Source organism: Motilibacter rhizosphaerae (genome assembly GCF_004216915.1).
GTDB lineage: Bacteria > Actinomycetota > Actinomycetes > Motilibacterales > Motilibacteraceae > Motilibacter > Motilibacter rhizosphaerae.
This window is the reverse complement of the sequence record NZ_SGXD01000001.1, coordinates 687,671-701,158: the sequence shown is the minus strand read 5'-3', so window position 1 is coordinate 701,158 and position 13,488 is coordinate 687,671. Positions and strand designations below refer to the sequence as shown.

At 74.6% G+C, this 13,488-nt stretch carries 14 protein-coding genes; 9 read left to right on the top strand and 5 right to left on the bottom strand.

Features of this window, described 5'->3' with window-relative positions:
* Positions 1–132: 132 nt before the first annotated feature.
* The 3 genes from EV189_RS03145 to EV189_RS03135 all read right to left on the bottom strand — a co-directional run bounded on the left by EV189_RS03145 (position 133) and on the right by EV189_RS03135 (position 4,229).
* Entirely contained in the window at positions 133–1,254 is a 1,122-nt protein-coding gene (locus EV189_RS03145) for a methyl-accepting chemotaxis protein (protein ID WP_130491464.1), read from the bottom strand.
* 112 nt (positions 1,255–1,366) lie between these two features.
* Positions 1,367–1,786: a chemotaxis protein CheW gene (locus EV189_RS03140; RefSeq protein WP_130491463.1), complete on the bottom strand. Its 420-nt coding sequence runs from the start codon at positions 1,784–1,786 to the stop codon at positions 1,367–1,369.
* A gap of 1 nt (position 1,787) precedes the next feature.
* Entirely contained in the window at positions 1,788–4,229 is a 2,442-nt protein-coding gene (locus EV189_RS03135; protein WP_130491462.1) for a chemotaxis protein CheW, read from the bottom strand.
* 191 nt (positions 4,230–4,420) lie between these two features.
* On the opposite strand from EV189_RS03135, the gene EV189_RS03130 reads away from it, so the two are divergent.
* Both EV189_RS03130 and EV189_RS03125 read left to right on the top strand, forming a co-directional pair.
* Positions 4,421–5,968 carry a sensor histidine kinase gene (locus tag EV189_RS03130; protein ID WP_130491461.1) on the top strand — a complete coding sequence of 516 codons (1,548 nt, stop codon included), beginning with the start codon at positions 4,421–4,423 and terminating at the stop codon, positions 5,966–5,968.
* Positions 5,969–6,024: 56 nt separating this feature from the next.
* Positions 6,025–6,624 carry a DUF1349 domain-containing protein gene (locus EV189_RS03125; RefSeq protein ID WP_130491460.1) on the top strand — a complete coding sequence of 200 codons (600 nt, stop codon included), beginning with the start codon at positions 6,025–6,027 and terminating at the stop codon, positions 6,622–6,624.
* On the opposite strand, the gene ppk2 is transcribed toward EV189_RS03125, so the two are convergent.
* Together ppk2 and EV189_RS03115 are read right to left on the bottom strand one after the other, a co-directional pair.
* A complete protein-coding gene (gene ppk2, locus EV189_RS03120) occupies positions 6,621–7,547 on the bottom strand; it encodes a polyphosphate kinase 2 (RefSeq protein ID WP_130491459.1) in 927 nt (308 codons plus the stop codon). The two genes, EV189_RS03125 and ppk2, sit on opposite strands and share 4 nt — an antisense overlap.
* Before the next feature lie 70 nt (positions 7,548–7,617).
* On the bottom strand, positions 7,618–8,703 hold the full coding sequence (locus EV189_RS03115; protein WP_130491458.1) for a hypothetical protein: 1,086 nt from the start codon (positions 8,701–8,703) through the stop codon (positions 7,618–7,620).
* 69 nt (positions 8,704–8,772) lie between these two features.
* On the opposite strand from EV189_RS03115, the gene EV189_RS03110 reads away from it, so the two are divergent.
* From EV189_RS03110 to EV189_RS03080, 7 genes are all read left to right on the top strand, one after another.
* Entirely contained in the window at positions 8,773–9,606 is an 834-nt protein-coding gene (locus EV189_RS03110) for a hypothetical protein (protein WP_130491457.1), read from the top strand.
* Positions 9,603–9,998, top strand: a complete 396-nt coding sequence (locus EV189_RS03105; RefSeq protein ID WP_130491456.1) for a GntR family transcriptional regulator — start codon at positions 9,603–9,605, stop codon at positions 9,996–9,998. Before EV189_RS03110 ends, EV189_RS03105 begins: the two co-directional genes overlap by 4 nt.
* Positions 9,995–10,357, top strand: coding sequence for a hypothetical protein (locus EV189_RS03100; protein WP_130491455.1), 363 nt, complete (start codon positions 9,995–9,997; stop codon positions 10,355–10,357). Before EV189_RS03105 ends, EV189_RS03100 begins: the two co-directional genes overlap by 4 nt.
* 116 nt (positions 10,358–10,473) lie before the next feature.
* Positions 10,474–10,671: a hypothetical protein gene (locus EV189_RS03095; RefSeq protein ID WP_130491454.1), complete on the top strand. Its 198-nt coding sequence runs from the start codon at positions 10,474–10,476 to the stop codon at positions 10,669–10,671.
* A gap of 57 nt (positions 10,672–10,728) precedes the next feature.
* Positions 10,729–11,739, top strand: a complete 1,011-nt coding sequence (locus EV189_RS03090) for a phosphotransferase family protein (protein WP_130491453.1) — start codon at positions 10,729–10,731, stop codon at positions 11,737–11,739.
* Positions 11,736–12,599 (top strand): T3SS effector HopA1 family protein, encoded by an 864-nt coding sequence (locus EV189_RS03085; RefSeq protein ID WP_130491452.1) that lies wholly within the window; start codon positions 11,736–11,738, stop codon positions 12,597–12,599. The genes EV189_RS03090 and EV189_RS03085 overlap by 4 nt, the downstream gene beginning before the upstream one ends.
* The gene (locus EV189_RS03080) at positions 12,596–13,471 is read left to right on the top strand and encodes a hypothetical protein (RefSeq protein ID WP_130491451.1); all 876 of its coding nucleotides are present in this window, start codon (positions 12,596–12,598) and stop codon (positions 13,469–13,471) included. The genes EV189_RS03085 and EV189_RS03080 overlap by 4 nt, the downstream gene beginning before the upstream one ends.
* The last annotated feature ends 17 nt before the right edge of the window (positions 13,472–13,488 follow it).

Sequence of the window (13,488 nt, the reverse complement as noted above, 5' to 3'; positions counted from 1 at the left end):
GCGTCTGGCGCACTCCCCCAACGAGGGGTTTGGACAGTGCGGAGCGCGTACGCCTGGTCACGGAGCGCGAACGCCCCGAGGGGGACGCCCAGGTCGGGCGTCCCCCTCGGGACCGGTGGTGCGGCTGCGCGGTCAGACGCTGAAGCGCGAGACCAGCGACTGCAGCTGCGCGGACATCCGGGAGAGCTCCTCGGCGGAGGTGCGCGCCTGGTTCACGCTCTGCGCGGTCGCCGAGGTGCTGGCGGCCACGGCGCCGATGCCGTCGGCGATCTGCTCGGTCGCCGAGGCGGCCTCGTTGACGTTGCGGCCCATCTCGCCGGTCGTCGCGCTCTGCTCCTCGACCGCCGAGGCGATCGTGGTCTGGAAGTCGTTGATCCGGGCGATGATCGCCGCGATCTCGCCGATGGCCTCGACCGCGGAGGTGGTGTCGGCCTGGATGGCCTCGACGCGGCGGACGATGTCCTCGGTGGCGCGGGAGGTCTCCTGCGCGAGGTCCTTGACCTCGTTGGCGACGACCGCGAAGCCCTTGCCGGCCTCGCCGGCACGGGCGGCCTCGATGGTGGCGTTGAGCGCCAGCAGGTTGGTCTGCTCGGCGATCGAGGTGATGACCTTGACGACGTCGCCGATCTGGCGCGACGAGTCGCCGAGCGAGGCGACCGTGGCGTTGGTGGCCTCGGCCACGCCGACCGCCTGGGCGGCGACGCGGGCGGCCTCGGAGGTGTTGACCGAGATCTCGCGGATCGAGGCGCCCATCTCCTCCGAGCCGGTGGAGACGGTGGCGACGCTCTGCGAGACCAGGCTGGCGGCCTGGGCGACGGTGGCGGCGCGCTGCGAGGCGGTGTCGGCCGAGTGCGTGATCTCCGAGGAGACGGCCGTCAGCTGCTGGGCGTTGGCCGCGAGGCCGCTCGCCGAGTCGGAGACGGCGCGGACGAGCTCGCCGACGCCGGTCTGGGCGCGGCCGATCGCGGCGGCCATGCGGCCGATCTCGTCGTCGCCGTCGGCCTCGAGCGTGGTGCGCAGGTCACCGGCGGCGAGGGCGTCGAGCGCCTCGACGGCCTTGCCCAGCGAGCCGGCGATGCTGCTCGCGAGGCTGGCGCCGTACGCCGCCAGCACGACGAGCGAGACGACCAGGACGGCCCAGACGGCCGCGCCGGAGGAGTGGGTGCCGACCCAGGAGGAGACGGCGGTCGAGGCGAGACCGAGGCCCGACAGGGCGCCGATCTTCGTCCGCACCGACAGGGAGGAACGGGACATCAGGGGAACCTCTTCGAGGTGGGCCGCGGAGCGCGGGCGGGGGTGGTCAGGAGGGGTGACGTACGACAGCTCGGCTGGGTCGGCGCTCAGCCGACGTCGGTGCGCGAGGCCGTCAGCCGACGTCGACGGCCTTGTCGATGTCCAGGGCCAGCAGCAGCCGGTCCTGCAGCTTGTACGCGCCGGTGATGAGCTCCCGCTCCGCCGCGCTGAGGGTGGAGGGCGGCGTCTCGAAGACGTCGTCCGCGACGTCCACGACGTCCCCGATCTGGTCGACGAGCAGGCTCACGACCTCGCCGTCCACGCGGACGACGACGTTCATCGGCTCGGCGTCCTGGGTGCGCGGCTGCAGCGAGAGGCGGCGCCGCAGGTCCACCGAGGTCACCACCTGGCCGCGGAGGTTCATCAGGCCGCCGATCGCCTCGGGGGCGAGGTAGACCTTGGTGCTGGGCTGGTAGCGGAGCACCTCCTGCACGCGGCTCACCTCGACGCCGAACAGGTGGTCGGCGAGGGTGAAGGTCGCCAGCTGGGTCATGTCAGATCCCTTCCATCACGAAGCCGGCGGCTGCGATGGCCGCGGGGTCGAAGCCCTCGCCCGCACCGAAGCCGTTCGCCGAGGCGTAGGGCTCCGGGTCGAGCGGGAAGTGCGGGTCGGCCGAGAGGATGGCCTGGCGCACGTCGAGCAGCTCGATGACCTGCTCCTGGATCAGCGCGGAGCCGAGCAGGCCGACGTCGTCGACGTCGCTGCGCGCCTTCACGCCCTCCTCGACGATGTCGACGATGCGGTCGACCACGAGGGCGACGCTGCGCCCGCCGCGCGAGGACACGATCATCGGCAGGCGCTCGTGGGTGCCGTCGTCGTACGAGCCGAGGTGCTGCGAGAGGCGCACCAGCGGGAGGATCTCGCCGCGGTACTCGACGACCTCGCGGCTGCCGACGTGCTGCACCTTGTCGCTCGGGAACTCCTCGAGGCGCGTGACCATGTCGAGCGGGATCGCCACCCGGCGGTCGCCGGCGACCTGGGCCACGAGCAGGCGCTCGACCTCCGCGACCGTGGTCGCCTGGGTCTCGATCGAGCTGAGCCGCTCGGTCGCGTCGCTGCGCAGCGTCCGGGCCGCGAGGGCCTGGATGTCGAGGATGAGGGCGACGGAGCCGTCGCCGAGGATCGTCGCGCCGGAGTAGACCCCGATGCCCTTGAGCCGCGAGGACAGCGGCTTGACGACGATCTCCTCGCTGTTCAGGACGCGGTCGAGGATGAGCCCGAAGGTCCGCCCCTCCGACTGCAGGACCGCGATGTTGAGCAGCCCGTCGCGGCGCCGGCCCTCGAGGCCGAGGACGTCGGCGAGGTCGACCAGCGGCAGGAGGCGGCCGCGCAGGCGGTAGACCGGCGCGCCCGAGACCTGCTCGACGGCGGCGGTGCCGCGCGACGCGTCCACGCTCACGACCTCCAGCAGCGAGATCTGCGGCACGGCGTACCGCTCGCCGCAGCACTCGACGGTCAGCGCCGGCACGATCGCCAGCGTGAGCGGGATCGTCAGGCGGAAGACCGCGCCCTGGCCGACCGTCGAGGTGAGGTCGACGGTGCCGCCGATCTTCTCGATGTTGGTCCGCACGACGTCCATGCCGACGCCGCGACCCGAGACGTTGGTGATCTTCTCCGCGGTGGAGAAGCCCGCCTTGAAGATGAGGTTGAGGATCTCGCGCTCGGGCATCGCGTCGGCCTGGGCCTGGGTGAGCAGCCCGCGCTCGACGGCCTTCGCCGCGATGCGCGCGGGGTCGATGCCCGCACCGTCGTCGGCGATCTCGACGACGACGCGGCCGCCCTCGTGGAAGGCGCGCAGGCGCAGGGTGCCGACCGCGGTCTTGCCCGCGGCGACGCGCTTCTCCGGCGACTCGATGCCGTGGTCGACCGAGTTGCGGACGATGTGGGTCAGCGGGTCCTTGATCGCCTCGAGCAGCGTGCGGTCGAGCTCGGTCTCCTTGCCGTGCATCTCCAGCGAGACCTGCTTGCCGAGCATGCTCGACAGGTCGCGGACGACGCGCGGGAGCTTCGACCAGAGGTGGTCGATGGGCTGCATGCGCGTCTTCATGACGCCCTCCTGCAGCTCGCTCGTCACGAGGTTGAGCCGCTGGGTCATGCGCAGCAGGTCCATGTCGTGGTCGCTGCTCGCCCGCTGGATGAGCTGGTTGCGGGTGAGGACCAGCTCGCCGACGAGGCGCATCAGCAGGTCGAGCTGGTCGACGTCGACGCGGATCGTGCTGTCGGCGGCGCTGCGGCGGTTGCCGGTCTCGACGCTCGCCTCGGTCTCGACCGCGTGGAGCGCGACCGAGCTGGCGGCGGGCGCGGGCTCCGCGGCGGGCGCGGGGCTCTCAGCGACCATCTCGGGCTCCTCCGTGGGGACGGGCTCGGCGGCCGCCTTGGCCGACCGGCGGGTCGTGGTGGTCTTGCGCGTACGCCGCTTGGGCGCCGGCGCGGCCGCCTCCTGGGCGGGCGGCTCCTGCTCGGCGGCGGCCTCGGCCGGCGCCTCGGGCGCGGCCTGCTCGGCGACGGCCTCGGCGGGAGCGGCGGGCGCAGCGGGAGCAGCGCCGGTGAGGCAGGCCTCGACGAGCGCGACCGCGCCGCTCACGTCGACGTCGCCCTCGGTGCCGTCCTGCTCGATGCGCGAGAGCAGCTTGCGGACGTCGTCGACCATGCGCAGCAGCGCGTCGGTCGAGGCCGGCGTCATCGAGAGCTCGCCGTCGCGCAGGCGGCTCAGCAGGTTCTCCCCCACGTGCGTCAGGGACTCGAGCTTCCCGAAGGCCAGGAAGCCGCTCGTGCCCTTGATCGTGTGGATGGTGCGGAAGATGCTGGAGAGGAGGTCGCGGGACCCCGGCTGCTGCTCGAGCGCGACGAGGTCGCGGTCCAGCTGGTCCAGGTTCTCGTGGCTCTCGACCAGGAACTCCTGGACGATCTCGTCCATGCCTTCAAGGCCGTCCATCGGACCCCTTCTCTGTCGGGCGCTCTGTGCAGACTCGGTGCAGAGCGGTACGGGTGCGGCGACCAGGAGCCTCCGCAGCCGGCCACGCGTCGCTGGATCCCTCATCGGCGGCTGCCGGGTCTGCTTGAACGTTCTGCACCGGCCTCGTTCCGCCGGTCAGGTGGCGCGGCGCCCGTGCCGACGAACCGCTCGTGCCGCAGAACCCCACCGACGCCTCCCGCACCGCGCTCGTGCGCGCGCTCGTCGGGATCACCGCGGGGCTCACCGCTGACGCGGTGCTGGTCCGCGCCGCGCGCGCCGCGGTCGAGCTGACCTCCACCCGCGGGGAGAGTGCCGCGGCACTCGTGCTCACGACGCCCGACGGGCGCAGCCTCGGTGCCGCGAGCGCGCGCGGGACGGCGTACGCGGTGGTGGCCGACGGCGAGCAGGCCGCGCAGGCCGCGGCCGAGCTGCTCGCGGACGGAGCGACGCTCGTGCGGCAGGTGCTCGTGCACGGCACGGCCTCGGGCCGGCTGCTGCTGCGCTGCTCCACCTGCCCGCCCGGCGACGCGGAGGCCGTCGCGGACGCGCTGGCCGCCGCGGCCGGGGTCGCGCTCGGCAACGCCCGCCTGCTCGAGCAGGCCGAGCAGCGCCGCCGGTGGCTGGAGGCGACCGCCGAGGTGAGCTCGGCGCTGCTGGGCCACTCGGACCCGGAGGCCGAGCTGAGCCTCGTCGCCGACCGGGCCCGCGTCGTGGCCGACGCCTCGCTCGCCATGATCCTGCTGCCGGCCGGCCCCGACGCGCTGCTCGTCGAGGTGGTGTCCAGCAGCGACGGCACGGCCGGGAAGGTGCAGGGCGACCGCGTCCCCCTCGTCGGGACCCTCTGCGGGCAGGTGCTGAGCGAGGGCGAGGCCGTCGTCGTGGACGACCCGCCGCCGGGCGCCGCTGAGCTGCGCGGCGACCTGCTGTGCGGCGACGCCCCTCCCGGGCCCGCGCTCCTGCTGCCGCTCGGCAACGTCGACGACGTCCGCGGCGTGCTGGCGCTGAGCCGCCCGGCGGGCGCCCCGAACTTCACGACGGTCGACCTGGCGCTCGCGACGACGTTCGGCGGGTCGGCCGCGCTCGCGCTCGACCGCGCCCGCGCCCAGTCCGACCGGGCCGCGCTGGCCGTGCTCGAGGACCGCGACCGGATCGCCCGCGACCTGCACGACCTGGTCATCCAACGGCTGTTCGCGACCGGCCTGCAGCTGCAGGGGATGGCGCGCCAGGCCGACGCCGGCGTACGCGCCAAGCTGGACAGCGCGGTCGACAGCCTCGACGAGACCATCCGCGAGATCCGGACCACGATCTTCCAGCTGAACCGGCGCCCCGACAGCGTGGACCTGCGCGGGCAGCTGCGCGACGTCGTCGACGAGGCGGCGCGCCCGCTCGGGTTCCCCGTGTCCTGCACGCTGTCCGGGCCGGTCGCCGAGGGCGTGCCGGAGGAGGTCGCCGGGCACCTGCTCGCCGTGCTCCGAGAGTCGCTGTCCAACGTCGCGAAGCACGCCGGTGCCACCGCCGCCTCGGTGACCGTCGAGGTCGGTCGCGACGTCGTGCTCGTCGTGGAGGACGACGGCCGCGGCTACGTCGAGGACCGGCACGGCAGCGGCATGCGCAACATGCGCTCCCGCGCGACGAAGCAGGGCGGGCGGCTCACCGTCTCCCCCCGCGCCTCGGGCGGCACCCGGCTCGAGTGGCGGGTGCCCCTCCCCGTGGGCTGATCCGCCTGCTCGCTACGGTGTCCTCGCCCGTACGCCAGCCCTGCCCGAGGTGCCGCATGACCGACCTGCCCGCGCTGGGTGACCTCCGGCTCCACGGCGTCCCCGCCGACAGCGCGGTCGACGAGCAGGCGGGCACGGTGCGGCTCACGGCCGGACCGCGTACGGACTGGTTCAACGACCCCGCCAGCGGCAGCCGGCAGCACTCCGCACCGGCGCTGCTCCTCGACGTCGACGGCGACTTCTCCCTGTCAGCGCGGGTCTCCGTCGAGTTCGGCTCGACGTTCGACGCCGGAGTCCTCTGCCTGCACCGCAGCGAGGAGGTGTGGGCCAAGCTCTGCTTCGAGTTCTCCCCGCAGGGCGAGCCGATGGTCGTCTCCGTCGTCACGCGCGGCGACTCGGACGACGCGAACGCCGTGGTCGTCGAGGGGACGACCGTGCACCTGCGCGTGTCGCGGAACGGCGAGGCCTACGCGTTCCACTACTCCCTCGACGGGGGGCACTGGCACTTCGTGCGCCACTTCCGCCTGCCCGTGGCGGCCGCGGGGACGCAGGTCGGCTTCCTCGCGCAGTCGCCCACCGGCGAGGCGTGCACTGCGGTCTTCGAGGACGTCGCGCTGACCGCGGCGCCTCCGGCGGACCTGCGGTCGGGGGTCTAGAACCCCTTGAGGCGCGGGAGGTAGCGCCCCCGCTCCTCGGCCTCGTAGACGTCGCTCGCCGGACCGACGACGAGCGGGTCTGGAGTGCCGACCACGTCGTGGTCCTTGCCGTCGTACTCGAAGCGCGACAGCACGTGCCGGATGGCCTCGAGCCGCGCGCGCTTCTTGTCGTTGGACTTCACCACCGTCCACGGCGCGTCGGCGGTGTCGGTGTAGAAGAACATCGCCTCCTTCGCCTCGGTGTAGTCGTCCCAGCGGTCGAGCGACGCGATGTCCATCGGCGAGAGCTTCCACTGCCGCACCGGGTCGACCTGGCGGATGAGGAACCGCGTGCGCTGCTCGGCCTTCGACACCGAGAACCACAGCTTTACGAGGCTGATCCCGGACCGCACGAGCATCCGCTCGAGCTCCGGTGCCTGCCGCATGAACTCGAGGTACTCGGCCGGCGTCGCGAAGCCCATGACCCGCTCGACGCCCGCGCGGTTGTACCAGGAGCGGTCGAACATGACGATCTCGCCGGCGGCGGGCAGGTGCGCGATGTAGCGCTGGAAGTACCACTGCGTGGACTCGCGCTCCGAGGGCTTCTCCAGCGCGACGACACGCACCGCGCGCGGGTTCAGGTGCTCGGTGAACCGCTTGATGGTGCCGCCCTTGCCCGCGGCATCGCGCCCCTCGAAGAGGATGACGAGCCGCTCGCCCGACGCGCGGATCCAGTTCTGCAGCTTGAGCAGCTCGATCTGGAGCTGGCGCTTGGTCTTCTCGTACTCCTGGCGGCTCATCCGCTCGGGGTAGGGGTAGCCCTCCTGCCACGTGTCGATGACGCTGCCGTCGGGACGGAGGAGGACCGGCTCGCCCTCGTCGTCGATGTCGACCCGCAGGTGCTCGAGCTCCTCGTGCAGTGCGGCCTGGGTCAGCTGCTCCATGGGGCTTGCATACCCCGTGGTCGGCAGGTGCTGCACCGGCTCGACGACGGTTCAGCGGATGTTCACCGACTCAGTAGCTGTCGCGCCTCACCCGCTCGGTCGCGAGCAGCCTCCCGCGGTCGTCGTAGGCGCGGAGCACCACGACGGGCTTGGGGACCCGGGGACCGGGCACCCACCGGTGCGGGACCAGGACCCCGAAGAAGCGGCGCGCCGGCTCCGTCGTGGGATGGTCGACGCGGCGTACGGGGAGGCGCGTGCCGTCGTCCATGGTGGCGGTGATGCGCGCAGCCCCACGCGGGGCGATGCCGATGACGCCAGGACCCTCGTTGTCCGCGCGGAACTCGCGCGGCAGGTCCTGCGTCCCCCAGCTCCCGATGAGGAGCGCATCACGCTCGCACCCGAGGACGACGGGAGGCCCGTCCGGCCACGGCAGCCGAGCCAGCTCCTGGCCGGTGAACCCCTGGTCCCAGACCGGGACGTCCTCGCTGTCCCAGTCCGCGCAGCCCGCCCAGTGGTCGCGCAGGGGCAGGGGCTTCCCCGCGCCGACGGGGAGGACCTGGTCGCGCTGGGCCACCGGACCGGGCTGCGTGACGAGGTAACCGCCATGGTGCGTCCAGTACGTCGAAGGGTCGCCGCCCTCGATGTACGGCTGTCCGGGCACGACCTCGGTCCGCACCACGAAGGACCCGTCGGAGGGCGGCGTGAGGTCGCACCTCAGCACGAGCGGAGGGCCTCCCGGTGCCACCTCGCCGGCGCACGACTGGGCGAGGGTGGGCACGCCCTCGCCGTCCTGCTCCTCGAACCGGTTCGAGAGGACCCGGACGGAGGCCGGCCCGAACTCCCGCACCCAGGTGCGGCCGAGCTCCACCGTGACTCGAGCCCGGTAGTGCCGACCAGCGACGAGCGTGGCTGGGAGGCCCTGGACGTCCAGCACCCGAGCGGTGGGGGCGGGTACTCGGGGACGGGAGGGGGCGGGCACGGCGGCGAGGGCAGCACCGACGCCCAGCGCGAGCAGCGGGAGGAGCGCAGCAGTCCACCTGGTGAGGAGCCGCTCACGAGGCCCCAGACGGCCCTGCGTGCGGTCGAGGTACCGGTAGGTCGTCCAGGACAGGCCGCGCACCCGGTACGGGCTGCGCGGGTCCTCGGTCTGGAGCACGTGCGCAACGTAGCAGGACATTGGTACATTCGTCCTGCGGTCGGCCGGCGTCCGCCAGGAGGAGGACGCGTGGACGACGCCGTGGTCACCGGACTCCTCGTGGTCTGGCTCGTCTGCTGGGGGGTCCTGCTGCACTCGGCCGAGCCCGAGGTCTCCTTCCGGCGCCTGGACCGCTTCGTCGAGCGCTGCAGGCTCGGGATCTCGGAGCAGAACGGTCCCGTGGTCGTCCGCTACCTCACCACCGCGCGGCGGTGGCGGACCGCGGGTGCCGTCGCCGGACTGGCCGTAGGTCTCGGGCGGGGGCTCCCGACCGGGACCCCCTCCGTGGACACGGCCTGGATCCTGGCCGGCTGGTTCGTCGGGGCGGCCCTGGCGGAGTGGCGCGTCACGGGGCCCTCCGCGGAGCGCGCGAGAGCCGCGCTCGTCGCCCGCGAGCGCCGCCGCTACGCCGCTGGCTGGGTGAGCGCGCTCCCGCTGGTCCTCGCGGTCGCAGCGGTGGTGACCGCGGTGCTCGACGTCATCGCCTGGGGCCGGCTCGGCGGTCAAGCGCTGGTGCCCTGCGCCTCGCTGGCCGTGGTCAGCGTGGCCACCGTCGTGCTGGTGCGCACCGCCGTGGGCCGCGCGCTCGCCCGTCGACAGCCGGGCGGCCTCGCGCCCGACGTGCTCGCCGCGGACGAGGCGGTGCGTCACCGCTCGGTCCACGTGCTGCACGGGACGGGCACCGCCCTGGTCGGCATCGCGCTGGGGTCGCTGCTACGCCTGCACCCCGACGTCCCCGGGCTCGTCGCCGACCTCGTCACGCTCGGCGCGGCGCTGCTCGGGTGGGGGATCGGACTGCGCTCGGTGCCGCTCGAGTTCGCCGAGGAGCCCTACGCCCGGGCGCGGGCCGAGGCGGCGGCATGATCCTCGAGGTCGACAGCGGCTCGCCGGTCCCGCCGTACGAGCAGCTCCGCGCGCAGATCGCGGACCTCGTCGCCGCGGGCTCGCTCCCCGTCGGCCACCGCCTGCCCAGCATCCGGCAGCTCGCGGTCGACCTCGACCTCGCGCCCGGGACGGTCGCCCGGGCGTACCGCGAGCTGGAGAGCGCCGGCGTCGTCGTCAGCCGCGTGCGGCACGGGACGACGGTCGCCGCCGCACCCGAGCCGGTCGAGTCGGGAGCGGCGGCCGCGCTCCTCGAGCAGGCAGCCGCGGCGTACGCCCGCGCCGTGAGACGCGCGGGCGCGAGCCAGGACCAGGCCGTGGCGGCCCTGCGCGAGAAGCTGGCTCCCGCGGACCCGCCGGAGGCCCTGGCATGACCGGCAGCGCGGCCGAGCCGCCGCTCCACCACGACGTGCTGCGCCCGGAGGACGGGGAGGTGCTGGGACGCGTCGTCCGCGCGGCGGAGGGCTGGCAGCCCCAGACGGTGTTCGGCGCCGCGCTCGGCGGGCCCGCCGCCACCGCCGCGGAGGCGGAGGCCCACGTCCGGGAGCACGGGCTGACGGCGCTCGCGGAGCCCTGGGAGGTGCGCGGCGAGGACGGCACGTGGCAGCGCTGCTGGCTGCTCGAGGTGCGCCCGCAGCGCGTGCGCATCAGCTGGACGCCCCCGAAGTACCTGCTGGCCGGCCAGACCACGTGGCTGGAGGCTCCGGGAGAGGTGCTGCGCCGGGCGCAGTGAGGGAGGGGCCTGCCCGGAAGGGCGACCGCTACCAGCGAGTATCAGACCGGACGACGCCCGCTCCTCCTGGGCAGTGACCGCGACCCGCGCGGCGCAGCCCACCCGAGGAGGACCCCATGCCCGTCTCCCAGCCGTCCGCTTCCCCGCTGTTCGGCGACGAGTCCGAGCGCGCCGCCTTCACCGAGCTCGCCGGCGCACGTGCCGAGGTCGAGGCGACGACCGAGGACGCCATGACCCCGCTGTTCATCACGAGCCCCCTGCTCGGTGCGGCCATCGGCTTCACCTACACGGTCTCGACCGCCGTCTCCTGCTGACGCGCGTACGGCCCGGCGGGTCCCGCCGGGCCGTACCCCGATCCCCGAGGACCTGCCATGACCGCCCCGACCGCCGTGCTCCGCCGGCACGGCCTCGTCCCGACAGCCGCGGACGTCGCGCTGCAGCCGCTGCACCAGCGCAGCTGGTGCTACCGGGCCCAGGCTGCGCCCGCGCCGGCCGTGCTCGTCAAGCAGGCGCGGCAGGACTCGGAGGGCGGCTGGTCGGCCGACGTCGTGGACGAGGGCCGCCGGCTGCGCGCCGTCGCCCGGCTCCTCCCCACGCCCCCCGTAGCCCCTCGCGTCCTCCATGTGGACGCGGAGGACCGCCTGCTGGTGACGGAGTTCCTCAATGACCACGACCCCCTCGACGTCGCCGTCGCCGCTCGGCCGGACGTGCTGGACGAGCTCGGGCGCACGCTCGCCACGCTCCACGGCGTACGCGGGGCGCGCTGCGGCCTGCCCGTCGTCGAGCACGCCCGCAGCGTCACCGACGGCCTGCTCGCCCCGACCCCCCGGACGCTCGCGCGCTACCCCGACGGCTACGCCGAGCTGCTGGTAGCCGTCCGCGCCCGCGGCCTCGCTGGGCCGCTCACCGAGCTCGTGGCCGAGTGGCACTGTGACACGCTCGTCCACGGCGACCTCAAGTCCAACAACATCCTCTGCAGCAGAGGTTCCTCGGCCGTGCGGCTGATCGACTGGGAGACCGCCGGCTGGGGCGACGGGCGCTGGGACCTCGGCTGCCTGGTGGGCGACCTGCTCTTCGGGTGGCTCGCCGGGCTGCGCTTCAGCGCCGGCGGCACCCTCGACTCCTGGCTCGCCAGCGGGGAGCCGTTCGACGTCGTGCAGACCCGGGTGCGGCGCCTGCTCGCCGCGTACCGCTCCGGCGGACGGGACCTCTCCGCCGACGACGAGCTCGTCTGCCTCCGGTACGCCGCGCTGTTCCTGCTGCAGCGCACGGCTTCCGCCGCCATGCACGCGCCAGCACTGCCGGCGCTCGCGCTCGCCGGCCTCCACGTCGCAGGCTCGCTGCTGCGCCGCCCCGCCGAGCTGAGGGACACCCTGCTGTGAGCACCGAGACCCTCCTGCGGGCCGTGGCCGCCGAGCCCGTCCGCGACGACGACCTCCCGCGGCTGACGCGCCACCTGTACCGCACCCACTACCTCGGCGGTGAAGGCGAGGCGGCCGGGGCCGCCCCGGCGGCGGACACCGGGCTGCTGACCGCCCTGCGGCGGGCGGACGGCGGGCGCTCCTGCTGGGAGCCCGGCTGGGCCTGGCACGACAGCACCGGGCTGCTCGTGGAGCGCCGCGGGATCGTGCTGCGCGCCTCCCTCGACGAGGTGCGCGCCTCCTCCGGCGGCGGGCTCGACGTCCGCTTCCCCACCGCCCGGCCGTACGCCTCCCCGGGCTTCTTCCTCGTGTCCGGCCGGGCCGGGCTGGCCCGCGGGTCGCTCGTGCGCACCTACGTCGCCGTGCGCCCCGACGCCGCGCCCGCGCTGCTCGACGCCCTCGTCGGCGGCCTGGACGCGCTGGGGATGCGCTTCACCTGCAAGGTCCTCTCGTCGCTGGCGGCGTACCCGCGCCCCGACGCGGCGGTGCTCTACGTCGACCGGGGCGACCTCCCCGCCGCCTGGCCGGTCGTGCGCGGCGCCCACGCGGCGCTCGCGGCCGGCGTGGACGACAGGGTCCCGGCCCTCGCCAGGCGCCTGGCGCGCGGCCTCGCCGTCGCGGAGGACCCGTCGCAGGAGCACGGGCCGGTGAGCTTCGGGCAGCACCGCTGCGGGCTGCTCGCCCGGGGCCTGCTGGCGGCCGGTGCCGGCGCCACGAGCGAGGAGAGGTACGCCGCCGCCCGCGCCGCGCTCGTCGCCGCGGGCATCCGCCTCGACGCGCCCCACCTCAACCCGGGCTCGTCCGAACTGGTGGTCTGGTGAGCACAGAACCGTTGCTGCAGCGCGTGTTCGTCAGCACCGGCTCACGTCACCTCCTCGTCGACGCTCCGGTCGCGACGGCTCCGCCCGAGCTCTGGCAGGTGCCGCCGGCGCCCGCCGCCGCGTACGCCGCGCGGGTGGCGCTCCTCCGCAGCGGCCCGGTGTCCGCGGTCGCTGCTGCGGCGGCCGGGGACGGCTGGGCGCACCCGCTCCCCTGGCCGGGCTCGACGGTCGCCGACGACATACGGACCGGCAGAGGACTCCCGGACGCGGAGGTGCTCCGCGCCCTCGGTGCACTGCTGGCCGGGGTACCCGACCACCTGCCCACCGGCGACACCGAGCCGCCCGCGCTCGTCCGCGTGCGCGCTCGAGCCCGTGAGCTGCCGGGCGACCTGGTCGGCCCGGTCCGAGACGCACTGGAGCTGCTCGCGGACTCGGCTCGCACGGCGGTCCACGGGCAGCCCGCCCTCGGGCACCTCGTCGTCCCGGCGAGTGGAGAACCGGCGCGGCAGGCGGTCCTCACCTGGTGGGTCGGCGGGACGTCGGCTCCCGCCGGGTGGGACCTGGGGCACCTGCTCGGGGACCTGCTCGAGCTGGCGATGCTCGTCGCGCCCGGCGCACCGGGCACGGCCGCGGGACTGCTGGCGGGCAGCCGGGCGGTCGTCGCCGGCCACGGCGGGACGCCGCCCTGGTATCAGGTGGAGGCGGCCGCGCTCCTCAAGGTCGTGGACCACCGCCTGCGGCTCGCGACGCTGCTCGGCGCGGACAGCGCCCCTGTCCGCGCGGCGGACGCGGTCGCGGCGACCCTGCTCGACTCGCCGCTGCTCGCGTCGCTGCGCCCGACCCCTAGCCCCGACGACCCGCTGGAGCCCTGATGCACCTCCCGCCCTGT